The sequence below is a fragment of the Micromonospora sp. NPDC005174 genome (assembly GCF_040608495.1).
Lineage (GTDB): Bacteria > Actinomycetota > Actinomycetes > Mycobacteriales > Micromonosporaceae > Micromonospora.
The window spans coordinates 88,762-108,093 of record NZ_JBEXIJ010000020.1; the positions used below are offsets into that span (position 1 = coordinate 88,762).

Consider the following 19,332-nt stretch of genomic DNA (forward strand, 5'->3'; position numbering starts at 1 on the left):
CTCCCGTGTCGGCACCGCCGTCCGGGGGGCGCCTCGATCGTGCCGAAGGAGCGCACATCATGGCCTTCACCCCGCGTACCCCCAGGGTTGTCGCCGCCCGCCGTCTGCAACGCCGCCGGGACCGCGATGCCACCGGCCGTTTCCTGGCCGAGGGTCCGCAGGCGGTCCGCGAGGCCCTGGCGCGGCCGGGTGTGGTCACCGAACTCTTCGGTACGCCCGCAGCGCTGGACCGGCATCCGGAGTTGGCCGCCACGGCGGCCCGGGCCGACGTGCCGGTCTCCGAGGTGACCGATGACGCGGTCGCCGCGTTGGCCGAGACCGTCGCCCCGCAGGGGCTGGTCGCTGTCTGCCGGCACCTCGACGTGTCGTTGGAGCAGGCCCTCTCGGGTGCTCCCCGGCTGGTGGCGGTGCTCGCCGAGATCCGCGACCCGGGTAACGCCGGCACCGTGCTGCGCACCGCCGACGCCGCCGGCGCGGGTGCGGTGGTCTTCGCCGGGGACGCCGTCGACCCGTACAACGGCAAGTGTGTCCGCGCCTCGGCCGGCAGCCTGTTCCACGTCGACGTGGTCCGCGCGCCCGACCCGCTCGCGGTGGTCGACGCGCTCCGGGCCGCCGGCCTGTCGATCTTCGCCACCACCGGGTACGGCGACAGCGACCTGGACGACCTGACCGATTACGGTCGGCTCGTCGGGCCCACCGCCTGGCTGTTCGGCTCCGAGGCGCACGGGCTGCCCGAGGCGTTGACCGCCGCCGCCGACGCCCGGGTGCGGGTGCCGCTGTACGGCCGCGCGGAGAGCCTCAACCTGGCTGCCGCAGCGGCCGTCTGCCTGTACGCTTCAGCGAGAGCACAGCGCTGAGGGTGTCCACACCCGGCGCGACTGACAGCAGGGGAGATTGTCCGTCCATGAACGCGCCACGGCGTTCGTTTAGCCAGCCCGCCGGTGTCGGCGGGCGGCGGGCCTGACCTGCTTCCTGCGCAACTCCTACCGGCGGGCTGCGGCACAGCCGCGCGTCCGTAGACTCGCTTCGCCGCCCCGCTGAGGGCTGGCGCCGCCGTGAGGGAGTGCCCGTACGCCATGAGCTACCGCAACGATCCGTACGACCCGAAGCAGGTCGCCCTGCTCGACCCCGCCGCCCTGGCCGAGGCCGTCGCGGACGCCACGAAGGCGTTCGAGTCCGCTGCCGATCCGGACGCGTTGACCGCGCTGCGATCCGTGCACCTCGGTGACCGGTCCCCGGTCTCCCTCGCACGCCGGGAGATCGGCGCGTTGCCGCCGGCCGCGAAGTCCGACGCCGGCAAGCGGGTCAACGAGGCCCGCCGGGCGATCGAGTCCGCGTACGCCGAGCGCGCCGAGGTGGTGGAGCGCGAGCAGGCCGAGCGGGTGCTCGTCGAGGAGCGGGTGGACGTCACCCTGCCGTACGACAGGCGTCCCCGGGGTGCCCGGCATCCGCTGAGCACCCTGATGGAGTCGATAAGCGACCTGTTCGTCGGGATGGGCTACGAGGTGGCCGAGGGGCCCGAGGTCGACCTGGAGTGGGTCAACTTCGACGCGTTGAACATTCCCGCCGACCACCCGGCACGCGGGCTGATGGACACGTTCCACATCGCACCGGAGGGCTCCGGCCTGGTGCTACGAACGCACACGTCGACGGTGCAGACCCGCACGATGCTCAGCCGCAAGCCGCCGATCTACGTGATCGTCCCCGGCCGGGTCTACCGCACCGACGAGATCGACGCCACGCACAGCCCGGTGTTCCACCAGGCCGAGGGGCTCGTCGTCGACAAGGGCATCACGATGGCGCACCTGCGGGGCACCCTCGACCACTTCGCGCGGGCGATGTTCGGCCCGGAGGCGAAGACCCGGTGGCGTCCGCACTACTTCCCGTTCACCGAGCCGTCGGCGGAGTTCGACGTGTGGTTCCCGGAGCACCGCGACGGCCCGCAGTGGGTCGAGTGGGGTGGCTGCGGGATGGTCAACCCGCGGGTGCTGCGCGCCTGCGGCGTCGATCCGGAGGTCTACTCCGGCTTCGCCTTCGGTATGGGTATCGACCGGACCCTGATGGTCCGGCACGGGGTCAGCGACATCCGCCATCTCTTCGAGGGCGACGTGCGGTTCAGCCGCGCGCTCGGGACCGGGGCGTAGGCGATGCGGGTACGAGACACGGGAACGGTGGTCTGACGTCATGCGAGTTTCTGTCAGTTGGCTGCGGGAGTACGTCGATCTCCCCGCCGACCTGCCCACCGGTGACCTGGAGCAGGCACTCGTCGACCTCGGCATCGAGGTCGAGTCCGTGGTGGACCTGCGCGAGAGCGTCACCGGTCAGCTCGTCGTCGGCGAGGTACGCGAGATCGAGGAGCTGACCGGCTTCAAGAAGCCGATCCGGTTCTGCCGGGTGGACGTGGGTTCCGCCAACGGCACCGGCGAGCCACAGGAGATCGTCTGCGGGGCGCGTAACTTCGCCCCGGGCGACCGGGTGGTGGTGATCCTGCCCGGTGGTGTGCTGCCCGGTGGCTTCGCGATCGGCGCCCGCAAGACGTACGGGCACAACTCGGCCGGCATGATCTGCTCGGCGAAGGAGCTGGGCCTGGGCGACGACCACTCGGGCATCATCGTGCTGCCGCCGGACGGGGCCGCCAAGCCGGGTGACGACGCGCGGCCCGTCGTGGGCCTCGACGACGTCGTGTTCGAGCTGGAGATCACCCCCGACCGGGGGTACGCGCTGAGCCTGCGCGGCCTGGCCCGGGAGTTGTCGCACGCGTTCGACGTGCCGCTGCGTGACCCCGCCCTGGTGCCTGCTCCGAGTGGCACCGAGGCGCCGGCGTACCCGGTCCAGGTCCGCGACACGGTCGGCTGCGACCGGTTCACCGCCCGCCTGGTCCGCGGCGTCGACCCGGCCGCGCCCACGCCGTCGTGGATGGCCCAGCGGCTCGTCACCGCCGGCATCCGTAGCATCTCGCTGCCGGTCGACATCACCAACTACGTGATGCTGGAACTGGGCCAGCCGATGCACGCCTTCGACGCCGACCGGATCGTCGGGCCGTTGGTGGTCCGGCGTGCCGAGGCGGGGGAGAAGCTGACCACCCTGGACGGGGTCAACCGCGTCCTCACCGCCGACGACATGGTCATCTGCGACGCTGGGTTGGACAACCCCCTCGCGGGCGAGGGCGCCGGCGTCCCCATCTCGCTCGCGGCGGTGATGGGCGGCGAGACCAGCGAGGTCGTCACCGGCGTCACCACCACCGTGCTCTTCGAGGCGGCCCACTGGGACCCGGCGATGGTCGGGCGCACCGCCCGCCGGCACAAGCTGTTCAGCGAGGCCGCGAAGCGCTGGGAGCGGGGTGTGGACCCGGCCGTGGCGTTGGTCGCGCTGGAGCGTGCCGTTCGGTTGCTCACCGAGCACGGTGGCGGAACCCCGAGCGCGGAGATCCTGGACATCGACCACGTCCGGCCGCGTACCCCCATCACCCTGCCGGCGGACCTGCCGACCCGGCGGGTCGGCGTCGAGTACCCGCCGGCACGGGTCGTCGCCCTGCTGGAGCAGGTGGGCTGCACGGTCGCGCAGGGCGCGGACCGGTTGTCCGAGGACCCGGGCGCGGTCGGCACGGCCAGCGGCGCCGGCACGGTGCTCAGCGTCACCCCGCCGAGCTGGCGGCCCGACCTGACCGACCCGGCCGACCTGGTCGAGGAGGTCGTCCGCCTCGACGGGTACGACAAGGTGCCGTCGGTGCTGCCGAGCGCGCCGCCCGGGAGTGGCCTGACCCCGCGCCAGCGTCGCCGACGGGCCGTGGCGGTATCGCTGGCCGAGCGCGGATACGTGGAGGTGCTCGCGCACCCGTTCGTGTCGCCGGAGCTGGCCGACCAGCTCGGCCTGCCCGCCGACGACACGCGCCGGACCGCGGTGCGCCTCGCCAACCCACTGTCCGAGGAGGAGCCGCTGCTGCGCACCTCGCTGCTCGGCCCGCTGCTGGGCATCCTCAAGCGCAACCTCGGGCGGGGTCACCGTGACCTGGCCCTCTACGAGATCGGCGCGGTCTTCCACCCGCGCCCCGACGCCGGCAGCCCGCCGGCGATGGGCGTGGACCGGCGACCCACCGACGAGGAGTTCGCCGCCGCCGACGCGGTGGTGCCGGCGCAGCCGGTGCACGTCGCGGCGGTGCTGGCCGGTGACCTCGACCCCGCCGGCTGGTGGGGCGCGGGCCGGCCGGCCGGCTGGGCGGACGCCATCGAGGCGGCCCGCGACGTGCTGGCCGCCGCCGGTGTCCCCGACGAGCGGGTCGAGGTCCGCGCCGCCGAGTACGCGCCGTGGCACCCGGGCCGCTGCGCCGAGCTGCGGGTCGACGACACAGTGGTCGGCTACGCCGGTGAGCTGCACCCGGCGGCGGTGGCGGCGTTGGAGTTGCCCCGCCGCACCTGCGCCATGGAGCTGAACCTCGACGTGTTGCCGCCGGTGCCGGTGACGCCCGCGCCGACGGTGTCCGGGTTCCCGCCGGCGCTGATCGACGTGGCGTTGGTGGTGGACGACGCGGTCCCGGCCGAGCAGGTGCGCCGGGCGCTGGAGACGGGTGCTGGGGAGCTGCTGGAGGACGTGCGGCTGTTCGACGTGTACTCCGGCGCGCAGCTCGGCGAGGGGCGTCGGTCGCTGGCGTACAAGCTGACGTTCCGCGCGCCGGACCGGACGCTCACGGTCGAGGAGGCGCTCGCCGCCCGGGACGCGGCGGTCGCGGTCGCGGCGGAGCGCTTCGGCGCGACCCTGCGCGGCGCCTGACCATGCCGGTGCTGGGATGGCTCGCGGTGGTCGCCGTGCTCGCGGTGGCCACCGCCGGCCTGCTCTGGGCCCGCCGGCACTTACTGCTGGTCGCGGTCGTGGGCCGGAGCATGGAGCCGACCCTGCGCTCCGGCGACCGGGTGCTGGCCCGGCGGGTGCCGCTGGCCCGGGTCCGTCCCGGCGACGTGGTCGTGGTGGTGGCGCCGGCGCAGATGACCGCCGGGCGACCCGTGGACGCCGACGCGGCGGGCACGCCCGGGCTGCTGATCAAGCGGGCGTACGCGGTGCCGGGCGATCCGGTGCCGGTGGACCGCGTGCCACTGCTGCGCCAGGGCGGTGAGCGGAACGTGCCGGCCGGCCGGCTGGTGCTGCTCGGCGACAACCCGTCGCAGAGCTACGACTCCCGCGAGTGTGGCTACTTCGCCGAGCCGGACGTGCTCGGCGTGCTGGTCCGGCCGCGACCGCGTCCGAGCTGACCGGCACATCGGCACCACGCAGAACGGCGTGCCGCCCGGCCGGAAGCCGGACGGCACGCCGTCACCGCCTCAGCAGAGGGCGGACATCGTGCTCACGCCCGCGCTGCAGTAGTAACCGCAGGTGCCGCAGGTCGTCTTGCAGGCGCCGTTCGTGCTGCACCGCTTGAAGTAGCAGGTGCCACAGAGCGCGCAGTACGGGTCCGGCGGACAGCCGGCGGCTGCCGTCACCTTCGGGACGAACACACCCAGCATCCGCTCGCCCAGGGTCTCCAGTCGACGGAACATTCGTTCACCTCCTCCCGAGATCGATCTGTGTGTCGGGACGCTACGGCGGGCCGGTACACCGCCGGTACAGCCGCGCATGACGTCGACGGTGCTCGATGTATTCGCGATGTATCCACCGCTCCTAGCGTGGGCCTCCCGGCAAGGAGGTGGTGCACGGATGCGAGCCCTGGAAGTGACCGCACGGCTGCTGTTGGCCCTCGTGTTCCTCGCCGCGGTCGTCGGCAAGCTGCGGACCCGGGAGGGATTCGCCGAGTTCGTCGGCTCGGTCGGCCAGTTCGGCGTACCGAGGCGCTGGGCCGGGCCGGTCGCCCGCCTCGCGGTCGCCACCGAGGCCGCCGTGGTGCTGCTGGTCGCCGTCGGGCGGACCGCGCCGATCGGGCTGCTGCTCGCCGCCGGGCTGCTCGGTGTGCTGACCGCCGCGATCGTCAGGGCGCTGCGCCGGGGCGCCCGTCCGGCCTGCCGCTGCTTCGGTGCCGCCGACGCGCCGGTCGGCGCCCGGCACGTGGCGCGCAACGTCCTCCTCGCCGTGGTCGCGCTCCTCGGTCTGCTCGGCTGGGCCACCGCCACCGGGCCACCACCGTCCGCGCCGACCCTGCTGCTCGCCGCGGGCGTCGCGGTTCCGCTCGCCGCCGTGGTGGTCCGCCTCGACGACCTGGTCGCCCTCTTCGCTCCCACGCCCTCGCGGCCGTCCCGGCCCGCTGGACGGCACTGACCCCCGTTCGCATCGCATCCCCGTACCCGAAGGAGTCCTCATGGCGCTGTTGACCGTCGCCGTCGTCCTCGTCGCCGCCCTCGGCCTGCTCAACCTGGTCCTGATGCTCGGTGTCATCCGGCGGCTGCGCGAGCACTCCGACCTGCTCAGCGACCAGCAGGGCCAACCGCCGGCGGTGATGCTGGAGGTGGGGTCGATTCCCGGTGACTTCGTCTCGACCACCGTGGACGGTCGGGTGTTCTCCCGTACCGACCTGCCCCCGATGACCCTGGTGGCGTTCCTGTCACCGAGTTGCGAGCACTGCGAGGAGCAGCTTCCGGTGCTCGTCGACCGGGCGCGGTCGATGCCCGGCGGCGCCGAGCACGTGTGGGTCGTCGTCGTCGGCAAGGGCCCGGAGACCCAGCCGTACGCCGAGCAGTTCGCCGGCCTGGCGACCGTCTTCGTCGAACCCGGCACCGGCGCGCTCCCGCTCGCGTTCGGCGTCAAGGGCTTCCCGGCGTTCGGCCTGCTCGACGAGCGCGGAATCGTCGCGTCGACGGCGTTCGGCATCGCCCGGTTGGACCTGCCGGTGGCGCGGTGAGCGGGCCCCGGCTGGTGCCGCGACGGGCCGCCCGGCACGCCCGGGCGGCCCTCGGCCTGACCTGGCGGGCCGCCCCGGCGGGAACCGCCGCGGACCTGGTGTTCGCGGTCCTGGCCGGGTTGACCCCGGTGGCCGTCGCCGCGCTGACCAAGCTGCTGTTGGACCGACTCACCGGCAGCGAGGCGGGCGGCGTGCCGCTGACCGTCCTGGGTGCCGGCCTGGCGGTGGCCGCCGCGCTCGGCACGGTCCTGCCGCACCTGCGCACCTACGTGGCGGCCGAGCGGACCCGAGCGGTGTCCCGGCTGGTGCGTCGCCGGCTGTACGCCGCGGTGCAGCGCCTGGTTGGCCTGGTCCGGCTGGAGGATCCGGAGTTCCAGGACCGGTTGCAGGCGGCCCAGCAGACCGGCCACATCGGTCCCACACAGCTGACCGGCAACGCGTTCGGCGCGGTGCAGAGCGTGCTGGCGGTGGCGGGTTTCCTCGGCGTCCTGCTGGTGCTCAACCCCCTGATCGGGGTGCTGGTGCTCCTGGCCGCGCTGCCCACCCTGTGGATGCAGCTACGGCTCAACCGGGCCCGCGCGGCAATGATCCTGCGGCTGGAGCACTTCCAGCGGCGGGATCTGTTCTTCGCCCAGTTGCTGGTGGGCGTACCGGCCGCGAAGGAGGTGCGGCTGTTCGGCCTGGGCCGGTTCTTCGGCGACCGGATGCTCGACGAGCTGCACGGCATGCACCGGGTGGAGCAGCGACTCGACCGTCGGGAGGTACGCGCCCAGGCGGTGCTCGGCCTGCTCGGCGCCACGGTGGCCGGCGTCGGCGTGATCTACACGATCTCGATGGCCCGTGCGGGTGCGCTGACCCCCGGCGACGTCGTGATCTACCTGGCCGCCGTGCCCGGGGTACAGGGCGCGCTGGGTGGCCTGGTCGGTCAGCTCGGCGCGATCCACCAGGCGCTGCTGCTCTTCGACCACTACGACGACGTGGCCCACGTCCAGCCGGACCTGCCGGTGCCGGCCAGCCCGCGACCGGTGCCACCACTGACCGAGGGCATCGAGCTGCGCGACGTGTGGTTCCGCTACTCGCCGGAGCACCCGTGGGTGCTGCGCGGCGTGAACCTGCACCTGCCGGCCGGCGGCACGACCGCGCTGGTCGGCCTCAACGGCGCCGGTAAGAGCACGCTGGTAAAACTCCTCTGCCGCTTCTACGACCCGGAGCGCGGCAGCATCCGGTGGGACGGGGTCGACCTGCGCGACCTCGACCCGGCGGCGCTGCGTGAGCGGTTGGGCGCGGTGTTCCAGGACTTCATGCCGTACGACCTGAGCGCCGCGGAGAACATCGCGTTGGGCGACCTGAGCGCGCGCGACGACCCGGAGCGGCTGCGTACCGCTGCCCGGCACGCCGGCATCGACGACGCGCTGGCCGCGCTGCCCCGTGGCTACGACACCCTGCTGACCCGGATCTTCTTCGACGGCCCGGACCGGGACGACCCGCAGGCGGGGGTGGTGCTCTCCGGCGGTCAGTGGCAGCGGGTCGCGCTGGCCCGGGGTTTCCTGCGCGCCGACCGGGACCTGCTGATGCTCGACGAGCCCAGCTCGGGCCTGGACGCGGAGGCCGAACACGACCTCAACCAGCGGCTGCGCGAGTTGCGACGGGGTCGGACCAGCCTGCTCATCTCGCACCGGCTCAACGCGGTGCGGGACGCCGACACCATCGTGGTGCTCGCCGACGGGCAGGTCGTCGAGTGCGGGGACCATGACCGGCTGATGGCCGCCGACGGCGATTACGCCCGACTGTTCACCCTCCAGGCCCGGGGCTACCGCCAGGACGCGCCGGCCCCGGCCTGACCGTTGCGGTCCCCACCCGCCTCGTCGGCGGCGAGTTCGGCGGCGTAGAGCCGGACGAGGTCACCGATGTGGAAGCGTCCCGGGCCGGCCGGTTCGGCGAGCTGGGCGGCGACCAGACAGTCCAGCGCCCGCGCCGCGTCCTCGGGCGGCGCTCCGCTGAGCGCGGCGGTCAGCTCCGCGGTGACCGGTCCCGGGTGGGCCCGGCCGAGCCGCCGGAAGATCGGAGCCGCCGCGCCGAGCCGCCGGTAGCTCGCGCCGAGCCGTGGGCCCAGCCCGGTCTCGGCGAGCCGGTACCGCTCGTCGCGCAGCACCCGTGCCAACCGGCTCAACGACCAGTGCGGCCCCTCGGTGAGCCGACCGGACGCGGTACGCAGCGCGAGCGGCAGCCGCTCGCAGAGGCTGACCACCGCCGAGGCCGCCTCCGGCTCGTCGTCCACCGGGCGGTCGCCGGCGGTGGCGCGCAACAGCGCCAACGCGTCGGCGGCCGGCAGCGGCTCCAGCCGCAGCGTCGGCGCGTCGCTCGTGATCGGCGTGCGGCTGGTCACGAGCAGGGCGCATCCCCCGCGCACCGGGAGTAGGCCGTCGACCTGGGCGGCGTCGGTGGCGTTGTCGAGCACGAGCAGCACCCGGCGGTCGAACAGCAGGGACCGGACGCGGGCCCGGGCCTCCGCGATGCCCGACGGCGCCGGCTCGTCGGTGCCCGGGTGCAGGGCCCGCAGGACGCGTGCGGCGACCTGTAACGGCGGCGGCGGGGTGCCCGCGACCGACCCACCGAGGTCGAGGTGGAGCTGTCCGTCGGGGAAAGCGTCCAGCGCCTCGGCGGCGGCGCGCAGGGCCAGGGCAGACTTGCCGGTGCCGGCCATGCCGAAGACCGCGACGGTGACCGGCTGCCGCCGGCCATCGACCAGGGCGTCGCGTAGACGGGCCAGCTCGGCGCGACGGCCGACGAACGGGGCCGTGGGACAGGGCAGCTCGTGCGGTACGCGTGGCCCGTGCGGCTCGACCGCACGGTCACGGCTGTCCGCACGGTCACGGCTGTCTGCACGGTCACGGGTGTGCGAGGCGGCGCGGCGCCGGGCCGGGACCGCTGGCCGAGGCGCGTGCCGGCGGACCTCGCGGTACAGCTCGGTCAGTTCCGGCCCGGGCGCGACGCCCAGCTCCCCGTCCAGAGCCCGGCACGCCGCCTGGTAGGTCCGCACCGCGCCGGTCTGATCGCCGGCGCGGTGCAGGGCGGTCATCAGCAGCGCCCACGCCGGCTCACGCAGCGGGTGCTCGGTGACGTGGTCGTGCAGCAGGGCCAGCAACGCCGGCGTCCCCGGGTCACCCAGGTCCAGCCGGCAGGCCGCGTACGTCTCCCGGGCGGCGGCCCGCCGCTCGCGCAGCCGGTCGAAGGCGTCCGCGGTGGCCGGCCCGTACGCCGGGGACGGGTCGGTCGACGACCACAGCCCCAGCGCACGGCCCAGCAGGGTCGCGGCCAGCTCGGACTCGCCGCCGATCCGGGCGGCGTGTCCCTCGGTAGTGAGCCGTTCGAACTCGGCGGCGTCCAGCTCACCCGGCTCGACGCGCAGCAGGTAACCGCCGTGCTCGGCGTGCAGCCGGGCGGGACGACCGGGGGAGTCGAGCAGGTGGCGTAGCTGGCTGGCGTGGCTGCGCAGGTTCGCCACCGCCGAGGCCGGCGGACACCTGCCCCACAACTCTTCGCGAAGTCGTTCGACGGGCACGGGCGCGCCGGCGTGCAGCAGCAGGGTGACCAGCAGAGCGGCAGGTCGACCGGCCGGCACCCGTTGGGGCTGGCCGTCGCGTTGGACGCGGACCGGACCGAGGATCTCGAACGACAGCCTCACCGCGCCTCCGTCAGGTGCCCCCACGCGGACCGGACAGCCGGCCCACCACCGTCGGATAACGATGCTAGTCGATTGAGTGGCCACTCAGTCGATTCGTTTTCGACAACCCGTCGAACGCATCGTCACGGGGCACGGCAGAGACTGCGTACGCTGAGTGCCGAAGCGTGCTGGCGCAACGGGCGCGATCTCAGCCTTCATTGTCATGCAGACGCCTGTATTAACTTGCAGGAAACAATCACGCTTGCTAGTCTCCTCTGCATAGTCATGCGGAGGTAGGTATGGGGATTCGAGTCGCGGTCGCCGGGGCGAGTGGGTACGCCGGTGGTGAGCTGCTGCGCCTGGTCGCCGGGCACCCGGAGTTCGACCTGGTCGCCGCCACCGCGCACCGCCAGGCCGGCCACCGCGTCGACGTGGTGCATCCGCAGCTCACCGGGCTCGACCTGGTGCTCGGCGAGACCGACCCGTCCACGCTCGCCGACGCCGACCTGGTCTTCCTGGCGCTGCCGCACGGTGAGTCGGCGACCCTCGCGGCCCAGCTCCCGTCCGAGGTGCGTGTCGTCGACCTGGGTGCCGACCACCGGCTCGCCGACCCCTACGCCTGGGCGCAGTACTACGGCGGCACGCACGCCGGTCAGTGGACGTACGGCCTGCCCGAGCTGCCCGGCCAGCGGGAGTTGATCGCCGGCTCCACCCGGGTCGCCAACACCGGCTGCTACGCCGCCGCGATCACCCTCGCGCTCGCGCCGCTGATCGCCGACGGCGCGGCCAGCCCCGCCGACGTGGTGGTGGTCGCCGCCTCCGGCACCTCCGGCGCGGGCCGGGGGGCGAAGTCGCACCTTCTGGCCAGCGAGGTGATGGGCGACCTGTCGCCGTACCGGGTCGGCGCCCACCAGCACGTACCCGAGATCAAGCAGGCCTCCGGAGCGACCGGCCTGTCGTTCACCCCGGTCCTCGCGCCGATGCCGCGCGGCATCCTCGCCACGGTCACGGCCGTGCCCGCCCGTGGCGTCGACCCGCAGCAGGTGCTGGCGCAGGCCTACGCCGACGCGCCGTTCGTGCACGTGCTGCCGGAGGGGCGCTGGCCCCACACGGCCGCCACCCTGGGCTCCAACTCCTGTCACCTCCAGGCGACCGTCGACGTCGACTCGGGTCGACTGATCGTGCTCAGCGCGCTGGACAACCTCGGCAAGGGCGCCGCCGGCCAGGCCGTACAGAACGCCAACCTGATGCTCGGCCTGCCGGAGACGACGGGCCTGTCGATCTGGGGAGTCAGCCCGTGAGCGCGAGGAGTGCAGCCCAGCGGAGCCCCGCAGTCGCGAACGAAAGGCCAGTCGCATGAGTGTCACCACCCCTCGGGGTTTCCGAGCGGCCGGAGTGGCCGCCGGTCTGAAGACAAGCGGTGGCGCGGACGTCGCGCTGGTGGTCAACGACGGCCCGGACGCCGGCGTCGCCGGTGTCTTCACCACCAACCGGGTCAAGGCCGCGCCGGTGCTCTGGAGCCAGCAGGTCGTGCAGGGCGGTGTGGTGCGCGCCGTGGTGCTCAACTCCGGTGGCGCCAACGCCTGCACCGGCCAGGCCGGCTTCCAGGACACGCACGCCACGGCCGAGCACACCGCGTCGGCGCTGAGCGCGGTCAGCCCACGGCTGCTCCTCGGGGCTGGCGAGGTGGCGGTCTGCTCCACCGGGCTGATCGGTGAGCGGTTGCCGATGGACAAGCTGCTCCCAGGCGTCCGTACCGCCATCCGGCAGCTCTCACGCGACGGCGGCCCGGCCGCCGCCGAGGCCATCATGACGACCGACACCCGGCCGAAGACCACGGTGGCTCGGGGCAGCGGTTGGACGGTCGGTGGGATGGCCAAGGGCTCCGGCATGCTCGCGCCCGGGATGGCGACCATGCTCTGCGTGCTCACCACCGACGCGGTGGCGGGGCCGGCGGCGCTGGACGAGGCGCTGCGCGCGGCCACCCGCGTGACCTTCGACCGGGTCGACTCCGACGGCTGCATGTCCACCAACGACACGGTGCTGCTGCTGTCCAGCGGCGCGAGTGGCATCGAGCCGACCCCTGCCGAGCTGGCCGCCGCGGTCACGACGGCCTGTCACGACCTGGCGCAGCAGCTCATCGCCGACGCGGAGGGCGCCACCAAGCAGGTCGCCATCGACGTGGTGGGGGCCGCGACCGAGGACGACGCGGTCGAGGTGGGCCGCTCGGTCGCCCGCAGCAACCTGGTCAAGACCGCCTTGTTCGGCAACGACCCGAACTGGGGTCGGATTCTCGCCTCGGTCGGCACCACCACGGCCGCCTTCGAGCCGGACGAGGTGGACGTCGCCGTCAACGGGGTGTGGGTGTGCCGGGGCGGCGCCGGAGCCGAGGACCGTTCGAAGGCCGACCTCAGCGGACGGGACGTCACCATCCGGATCGACCTGCACGCGGGCGTTTCGGCCGCGACGATCTGGACCAACGACCTGTCGCACGCGTACGTGCACGAGAATTCGGCCTACTCCTCGTGAGCGCGAGGAACGCAGCGAAGCGGAGTCCCGCAGTCGCGAACGGAAGGCTGGCGCGGTGAGCCTGAGTGGTGATCTGACCCGTGCCCAGGTCAAGGCGGAGACGCTGATCGAGGCGCTGCCCTGGCTGGCGCGTTTCTCCGGCTCGACGGTGGTGGTCAAGTACGGCGGTAACGCCATGACCGAGCCGGAGCTGCAACGGGCGTTCGCCGCCGACATGGTCTTCCTGCGGTACGCAGGTCTGAAGCCTGTCGTGGTGCACGGCGGCGGTCCGCAGATCTCGGCCATGCTGGGCCGGCTCGGTATCGCCAGCGAGTTCCGGGGCGGCCTGCGGGTGACGACCGCAGAGGCGATGGACGTGGTCCGCATGGTGCTCGTCGGGCAGGTGGGCCGGGAGCTGGTCGGGTTGATCAACTCGCACGGCCCGTTCGCCGTCGGCCTCTCCGGTGAGGACGCGCGACTGTTCACGGCGGTGCGCCGCCCGGCGTACGTCGACGGACAGCCGGTCGACGTCGGTCAGGTCGGTGACGTCGAGTCGGTGGACACCTCGGCGGTGACCGACCTCATCGACGCCGGTCGGATTCCGGTGATCTCGACGGTCGCGCCGGACGTGGACGGTGTCCTGCACAACCTCAACGCGGACACGGCCGCCGCCGCGCTCGCCGTCGCGTTGCAGGCCCGCAAGCTGGTCGTCCTCACCGACGTCGCCGGCCTGTACGCCGACTGGCCGGACACCAGCAGCCTGGTCTCCGAGATCACCGCGGACGACCTGGCCAAGCTGTTGCCCGGGTTGGAGTCGGGGATGGTGCCGAAGATGGAGGCGTGCCTGCGGGCCGTGCGGGGTGGGGTGCCCGCCGCGCACGTCGTCGACGGCCGGGTGGCGCACTCCACGTTGCTCGAGGTGTTCACGTCGGAAGGGTTCGGAACGATGGTGGTGCCGCAGGACGGGACGGTCGGGGCATGAGCAGCCTGGTACAGCGGTGGACGCAGTCCATGATGGACAACTACGGCACGCCGCCGCTGGCGCTGGTCTCCGGCGCGGGCGCCGTGGTGGTCGACGAGGCCGGCCGGGAGTACGTGGACCTGGTCGGCGGGATCGCGGTGAACGCCCTCGGTCACGCCCACCCGGCGGTGGTGGCCGCAGTGTCGAAGCAGGTGGCAACGCTCGGGCACGTCTCCAACCTCTTCGTCGCCGAACCGCCGGTGGCTCTCGCGGAGCTGCTGCTGGCGCTCGCCGGCAGCCGACCCGGCCGGGTCTTCTTCGCCAACTCCGGCGCGGAGGCGAACGAGGCCGCGTTCAAGCTGTCCCGGCGCACCGGGCGCAGCCACGTGGTGGCCACCAACGGCGGCTTCCACGGTCGCACCATGGGCGCCCTCGCGCTGACCGGGCAGCCCGCCAAGGCTGATCCGTTCCGCCCGCTGCCGGGCGAGGTGACCCACGTCGACTACGGCGACGTGAGCGCCCTCGAGGCGGCGGTCACCGACGCCACCGCCATGGTGATCCTGGAGCCCATCCAGGGTGAGAACGGCGTCGTCGTGCCGCCGCCCGGCTACCTCACGGCGGCTCGGCGGATCACCGCCCGGCACGGGGCGCTGCTGGTGCTCGACGAGGTGCAGACCGGCATCGGCCGTACCGGGCACTGGTTCGCCCACCAGGCCGAGAGCGTGGAGCCCGACGTGGTGACCCTGGCCAAGGGGTTGGGTGGCGGGCTGCCGCTGGGTGCGACGCTCGCCTTCGGCCGGGCCGCCGACCTGCTCACCCCCGGCTCGCACGGTACGACCTTCGGCGGCAACCCGGTGAGCTGCGCCGCCGCGCTCGCCGTGGTGGCCACCATCGCCAACGAGGGGCTGCTCGACCACGTCAAGCGCGTCGGCGAGCGGCTGCGTCGGGGCATCGAGGCGCTGGGCCACCCGCTCGTCACCGACGTACGCGGGGCCGGGCTGCTGCTCGGCGTTGCGCTCGCCGCCCCGGTGGCGCCGGTCCTCGCCGAGGCACTGCGGGAGGCTGGCTTCCTGACCAACCCGGTGCAGCCGGGCGTACTCCGGCTCGCTCCTCCGTTGATCCTCACCACCGCGCAGGCCGACGCCTTCCTCGCCGCGCTCCCGGCGGCCCTCGACGCGACGGTCCCGGCCGCCGCGGGCACGAGCGCGCCGGCGGCTGCCGGCACGAGCGCTCCCGCGACCATCGAGCCCTCCACCCAGCCCACCACGACGGGGACGATCGCATGATCCGGCACTTCCTGCGCGACGACGACCTCTCGCCCGCCGAACAGTCCAGCGTGCTCGACCTGGCGGCCCGGATGAAGGCCGACCGGTTCGGCCACCAGCCGCTGGTTGGTCCCCGCTCGGTGGCGGTGCTCTTCGACAAGCAGAGCCTGCGCACCCGGATCTCGTTCGACGCGGGCATCGCCGAGCTGGGCGGCCATCCGCTCGTCGTGGACACCCAGGTCACCCACTTCGGCCGGGGCGAGTCGCTCGCCGACGCGGGACGGGTGCTGTCCCGCTACGTCGCGGCCATCGTCCTGCGTACCCACGGCGACGACCGGATCGCCGAGGTCGCCGGCGGCGCGACCGTCCCGGTGGTAAACGCGCTCACCGACGGGTTCCACCCCTGCCAACTGCTGGCCGACCTGCTGACCATCCGGGAGCGGTGCGGCGGCACGACCGGCCGGACCCTGACGTACGTGGGCGACGGCGCCAACAACATGGCCCAGTCGTACCTGCTGGCGGGGGCTACGGCCGGGATGCACGTGCGGATCGCCGGTCCGACCGGGTTCGCGCCGGACCCCGTCGTGGTCGCACGGGCCACCGAGATCGCCGCCGGCACCGGCGGGTCGGTACGGGTGCTGACCGACCCGGCGCAGGCGGTCCGCGACGCCGACGTGCTGGCCACCGACACCTGGACCTCGATGGGCCAGGAGGCCGACGGGCTGGACCGGGTCACCCCGTTCCTGCCGTACCAGGTCAACAAGGAGCTGCTGGGTCACGCCGCGCCGGACGCGATCGTGCTGCACTGCCTGCCCGCCCACCGGGGCGAGGAGATCACCGACGAGGTTCTCGACGGTCCGCAGAGCGCGGTGTTCGACCAGGCGGAGAACCGGCTGCACGCCCAGAAGGCGCTGCTGACGTTCCTGCTGACAACGACCGGGGAGCGACGATGACCGCACCGCTGACCCGCACGGCCCGGCATGCCCGGATCGTCGAGCTGATCCGGGAGCGGCCCGTCCGCTCGCAGACCGAGCTGGCCGACCTGCTCGCCGCCGACGGCGTCGGCGTCACCCAGGCGACCCTCTCGCGTGACCTGGAGGAGCTGGGCGCGGTCAAGGTGCGCGGCGGCGACGGCCCGGCCGTCTACCTGATCCCCGAGGACGGCAAGCGGCCGCTGCGCGACGCCGAGGCGGCGCCGGCCCGGCTGGTACGGCTGTTGCGGGAACTGCTCAACGGCGTCGACGCCAGCGGCAACATCGCCGTGCTGCGCACCCCGCCGGGCGCGGCCCAGTACCTGGCCAGCGCGTTGGACCGGGCGGGCCTGCCCGAAATCGTCGGCACCATCGCCGGCGACGACACCATCCTCGTCGTGGCCCGCGAGGCCGTCGGCGGAGCCGCGCTCGGTGACAAGCTCGCCGGCTGGGCCCGCCGGGAAGACAGCGTCGAAGGGAACACCGCACCATGACCGCACGGGTCACGACATCCCACCTGGCAACGCCGACCGTCCGCCCGTGGGCGCGGGCCTGCGGCGCGACCAGCGACGCCCGGATGGGTGGCTGACGAGCATGGGGACCACAATGGGCGACGTGGACGACAAGAGCCTCACCGAGAACAGCGCCGGCACCAACCGGACGAGCCTGTGGGGTGGCCGGTTCGCCGGCGGCCCCGCCGAGGCGCTCGCCCGCCTGTCGGTGAGCGTGCAGTTCGACTGGCGCCTGGCCCCGTACGACATCGCGGGTTCCCGGGCGCACGCCCGGGTCCTGGCCGGCGCGGGCCTGCTCGACCCGGAGGAGCTGGGCCGCATCCTGGCGGCCCTGGACGACCTGGAGGCGGCCTGCGCGTCGGGGGCGTTCCGGCCCACCGTCGACGACGAGGACGTGCACACGGCGTTGGAGCGAGGGTTGCTGGAGCGCCTGGGCAGCCTCGGTGGCAAGTTGCGCGCCGGCCGATCCCGCAACGACCAGGTCGCCACCGACCTGCGGCTCTACCTGCGCGATCACGCGCGCGGTGTGGCCAGCCGCGTCGTGGAGCTGGCCGAGGCGCTCGTCGAGCAGGCCGAACGGCACATCGACACCGCCGCGCCGGGCATGACCCACCTTCAGCACGCCCAGCCGGTCACCTTCGGGCACTGGTTGCTGGCGCACGTGCAGCCGCTGCTGCGCGACCTGGAGCGGCTGCGCGACTGGGATCACCGGACGGCGATCAGTCCGCTCGGCGCGGGCGCGCTCGCCGGTTCGGGGCTTCCGCTGGACCCGGTGGCCGTCGCCAAGGAGCTGGGTTTCCGGACGTCGTTCGCCAACTCGATGGACGCCGTCGCCGACCGGGACTTCGTGGCCGAGTTCCTCTTCACCACCGCGCTGATCGGGGTGCACCTGTCCCGCCTCGGCGAGGAGGTGGTGCTGTGGACGTCGCACGAGTTCGGCTGGGTGGAGCTGGACGACGCGTTCGCCACCGGTTCGTCGATCATGCCGCAGAAGAAGAACGCGGACATCGCCGAGCTGGCCCGGGGCAAGTCCGGCCGGCTGGTCGGCGGCCTGATGACGGTGCTGACCATGCTCAAGGGTCTGCCGATGACGTACGACCGGGACATGCAGGAGGACAAGGAGCCCGCGTTCGACGCGGTCGACACCCTGGAACTGCTGCTTCCGGCCCTGGCCGGGATGATCTCCACGATGACCGTCCGGGTGGACCGGCTCGTCGCCGCCGCCCCGGTCGGCTTCTCCCTCGCCACCGAGGTCGCCGACTGGCTGGTCCGGCGCAACGTGCCGTTCCGTGACGCGCACGAGATCACCGGCCGGCTGGTGGCGCTCTGCGCGGTGCGCGAGTGCGAGCTGGAGGACGTCTCGGACGCCGACCTGGCCGCGGTCAGCGAGCACCTCGACCCGTCCGTGCGCGACGTGCTCTCGGTGCGCTCGGCACTCGCGGCCCGGACCACGCCCGGCTCGACCGGCCCCGGCCCGGTCGCCGACCAGCTCGCCGCCGCGGCGGACCGGCTGGCCGGCTGGCGGGAGTGGGCCACCGAGCGGGTCGTACCCCGCTGACGTCAGGCGTGGCGTCGGCGCGAGCCGCCGGCGCCACGGTGGTTCAGGCCGTCGGGCGCTCCCGCTTCGGGAGCTTGGCGACCACCATGTCGTACGACGAGTCGACCGCCTCGGTCAGCTCGTCGGTGTCGATCCCGCCGTCGAGGCGCAGCGTGTTCCACCCGGACCGGCCGATGTACGGCATCGGGCGCGCGTCGGCGGGGTGGCGGTGCAGCCACTCGTCGGCGATTTCGCGGGTCGCGCCGCACTTCACGCCGACCGTGGGCTCCCGGTCTCCGCTGCCCAGAAACGCGAAGATCCGGCTGCCCACCTTCACCACCTCGTCGTCCTCCCACGGCCGGTCCAACCACGCCCCCGGCTTGCCCAGGCAGTACGACAACATCTCCCCACGTTCCACAAGCACCTCCTCGTCAAAACCCCGAACCCCGAACCCCGAACCCCGAACCCCGAACCCCGAACCCCGAACCCCGAACCCCGCACTCCATTCCGCGTCGATCTTGCAGTTTCTGTTGTCGATGTGCGCGGCAAGGTCCGTTATGTCGCCACAGTAAGTGCAAGATCGGCGCGGGGATCAGGTGGTCTGCTCCGTGGAGCGGGCGGCAACCCGTTCGTAGCGTTGGCGGGCTGCCTGTGCGCTGCCCAGGCCCAGGCCGTGGGCGATGGACTGCCAGGTGAGGCCCCGGTCGCGAGCCAGCGTGAGTAGCCCCGCCTCCAGGGCGTCCAGTTCGGCGCGTACGTGCGGCAACAGGGTCAGCGCGGCGGTGAGGTCGGCCGCGTCGACCGGCTCCTCGGCGGGCTCCCGCTCGGCGCCACCGGCGGCGAGGGCGGTGACCAGCGCGACCGCCTCCCACGGGTCCAGTACGTACGGGTGGGCCCAGCGCCCTCGCCGCGCATCGGAGCCGGCGTGCCGCTCGCTGATCCGCTGCAACGCCTCGTGGGTGCGGTGGGCGCGGGCGCGACCCGGGTCGGGTGTGGTGAAGAGATCCTGGCTGGTCATGCCTCCGAGCACACCGCATCAACAAGACGTTGTCAACAGAACGTTCAAATGACGGGCGATCGCCGGGATGACCGGG

General features: G+C 73.4%; 18 protein-coding genes. 14 read left to right on the top strand and 4 right to left on the bottom strand.

All coding sequences use genetic code 11. From position 1 onward, the window contains the following. The first annotated feature begins 5 nt into the window (after positions 1 to 5). The 4 genes from ABZU91_RS21780 to ABZU91_RS21795 all read left to right on the top strand — a co-directional run bounded on the left by ABZU91_RS21780 (position 6) and on the right by ABZU91_RS21795 (position 5,243). Positions 6 to 857, top strand: a complete 852-nt coding sequence (locus ABZU91_RS21780; RefSeq protein ID WP_355243246.1) for an RNA methyltransferase — start codon at positions 6 to 8, stop codon at positions 855 to 857. A gap of 219 nt (positions 858 to 1,076) precedes the next feature. Continuing rightward, positions 1,077 to 2,144 (top strand): phenylalanine--tRNA ligase subunit alpha, encoded by a 1,068-nt coding sequence (pheS, locus tag ABZU91_RS21785; protein WP_355243249.1) that lies wholly within the window; start codon positions 1,077 to 1,079, stop codon positions 2,142 to 2,144. Positions 2,145 to 2,184: 40 nt separating this feature from the next. After that, on the top strand, positions 2,185 to 4,767 hold the full coding sequence (pheT, locus tag ABZU91_RS21790) for a phenylalanine--tRNA ligase subunit beta (RefSeq protein ID WP_355243252.1): 2,583 nt from the start codon (positions 2,185 to 2,187) through the stop codon (positions 4,765 to 4,767). A gap of 2 nt (positions 4,768 to 4,769) precedes the next feature. Next, positions 4,770 to 5,243 carry a S26 family signal peptidase gene (locus ABZU91_RS21795; protein ID WP_355243254.1) on the top strand — a complete coding sequence of 158 codons (474 nt, stop codon included), beginning with the start codon at positions 4,770 to 4,772 and terminating at the stop codon, positions 5,241 to 5,243. Between the two features lie 69 nt (positions 5,244 to 5,312). On the opposite strand, the gene ABZU91_RS21800 is transcribed toward ABZU91_RS21795, so the two are convergent. Then, positions 5,313 to 5,528, bottom strand: a complete 216-nt coding sequence (locus ABZU91_RS21800) for a hypothetical protein (RefSeq protein WP_355243257.1) — start codon at positions 5,526 to 5,528, stop codon at positions 5,313 to 5,315. A gap of 157 nt (positions 5,529 to 5,685) precedes the next feature. On the opposite strand from ABZU91_RS21800, the gene ABZU91_RS21805 reads away from it, so the two are divergent. From ABZU91_RS21805 to ABZU91_RS21815, 3 genes are read left to right on the top strand one after another with little or no spacing between them, the layout of a single operon-like run. Then, positions 5,686 to 6,240, top strand: a complete 555-nt coding sequence (locus ABZU91_RS21805) for a MauE/DoxX family redox-associated membrane protein (RefSeq protein ID WP_355243260.1) — start codon at positions 5,686 to 5,688, stop codon at positions 6,238 to 6,240. A gap of 40 nt (positions 6,241 to 6,280) precedes the next feature. After that, complete coding sequence (locus tag ABZU91_RS21810; RefSeq protein ID WP_355243263.1) at positions 6,281 to 6,820, top strand: hypothetical protein; 540 nt, start codon at positions 6,281 to 6,283, stop codon at positions 6,818 to 6,820. Next, positions 6,817 to 8,661, top strand: a complete 1,845-nt coding sequence (locus ABZU91_RS21815; RefSeq protein WP_355243266.1) for an ABC transporter ATP-binding protein — start codon at positions 6,817 to 6,819, stop codon at positions 8,659 to 8,661. The genes ABZU91_RS21810 and ABZU91_RS21815 overlap by 4 nt, the downstream gene beginning before the upstream one ends. Here the strand turns inward: ABZU91_RS21815 and ABZU91_RS21820 are convergent. Continuing rightward, complete coding sequence (locus ABZU91_RS21820) at positions 8,631 to 10,505, bottom strand: BTAD domain-containing putative transcriptional regulator (protein ID WP_355243269.1); 1,875 nt, start codon at positions 10,503 to 10,505, stop codon at positions 8,631 to 8,633. The genes ABZU91_RS21815 and ABZU91_RS21820 overlap by 31 nt on opposite strands. A gap of 278 nt (positions 10,506 to 10,783) precedes the next feature. On the opposite strand from ABZU91_RS21820, the gene argC reads away from it, so the two are divergent. The 7 genes from argC (at position 10,784) to argH (ending at position 18,259) form a co-directional block, all read left to right on the top strand. Beyond that, on the top strand, positions 10,784 to 11,785 hold the full coding sequence (argC, locus tag ABZU91_RS21825) for an N-acetyl-gamma-glutamyl-phosphate reductase (RefSeq protein ID WP_355243272.1): 1,002 nt from the start codon (positions 10,784 to 10,786) through the stop codon (positions 11,783 to 11,785). Positions 11,786 to 11,840: 55 nt separating this feature from the next. After that, positions 11,841 to 13,013 (top strand): bifunctional glutamate N-acetyltransferase/amino-acid acetyltransferase ArgJ, encoded by a 1,173-nt coding sequence (gene argJ, locus ABZU91_RS21830; RefSeq protein WP_355243275.1) that lies wholly within the window; start codon positions 11,841 to 11,843, stop codon positions 13,011 to 13,013. A gap of 55 nt (positions 13,014 to 13,068) precedes the next feature. Then, positions 13,069 to 13,974, top strand: a complete 906-nt coding sequence (argB, locus tag ABZU91_RS21835) for an acetylglutamate kinase (protein ID WP_355243278.1) — start codon at positions 13,069 to 13,071, stop codon at positions 13,972 to 13,974. Continuing rightward, a complete protein-coding gene (locus ABZU91_RS21840) occupies positions 13,971 to 15,239 on the top strand; it encodes an acetylornithine transaminase (RefSeq protein WP_355243281.1) in 1,269 nt (422 codons plus the stop codon). The genes argB and ABZU91_RS21840 overlap by 4 nt, the downstream gene beginning before the upstream one ends. Continuing rightward, a complete protein-coding gene (gene argF, locus ABZU91_RS21845) occupies positions 15,236 to 16,171 on the top strand; it encodes an ornithine carbamoyltransferase (RefSeq protein ID WP_355243284.1) in 936 nt (311 codons plus the stop codon). The genes ABZU91_RS21840 and argF overlap by 4 nt, the downstream gene beginning before the upstream one ends. Next, complete coding sequence (locus ABZU91_RS21850; protein ID WP_355243287.1) at positions 16,168 to 16,683, top strand: arginine repressor; 516 nt, start codon at positions 16,168 to 16,170, stop codon at positions 16,681 to 16,683. The genes argF and ABZU91_RS21850 overlap by 4 nt, the downstream gene beginning before the upstream one ends. A 112-nt stretch (positions 16,684 to 16,795) precedes the next feature. Beyond that, a complete protein-coding gene (gene argH, locus ABZU91_RS21855; protein WP_355243334.1) occupies positions 16,796 to 18,259 on the top strand; it encodes an argininosuccinate lyase in 1,464 nt (487 codons plus the stop codon). A gap of 43 nt (positions 18,260 to 18,302) precedes the next feature. Here argH and ABZU91_RS21860 read toward each other — a convergent pair whose 3' ends face one another. Beyond that, on the bottom strand, positions 18,303 to 18,656 hold the full coding sequence (locus ABZU91_RS21860) for an MmcQ/YjbR family DNA-binding protein (protein ID WP_355243290.1): 354 nt from the start codon (positions 18,654 to 18,656) through the stop codon (positions 18,303 to 18,305). Positions 18,657 to 18,830: 174 nt separating this feature from the next. Next, positions 18,831 to 19,256, bottom strand: a complete 426-nt coding sequence (locus ABZU91_RS21865; protein ID WP_355243292.1) for a DNA-binding protein — start codon at positions 19,254 to 19,256, stop codon at positions 18,831 to 18,833. Positions 19,257 to 19,332: the final 76 nt, after the last annotated feature.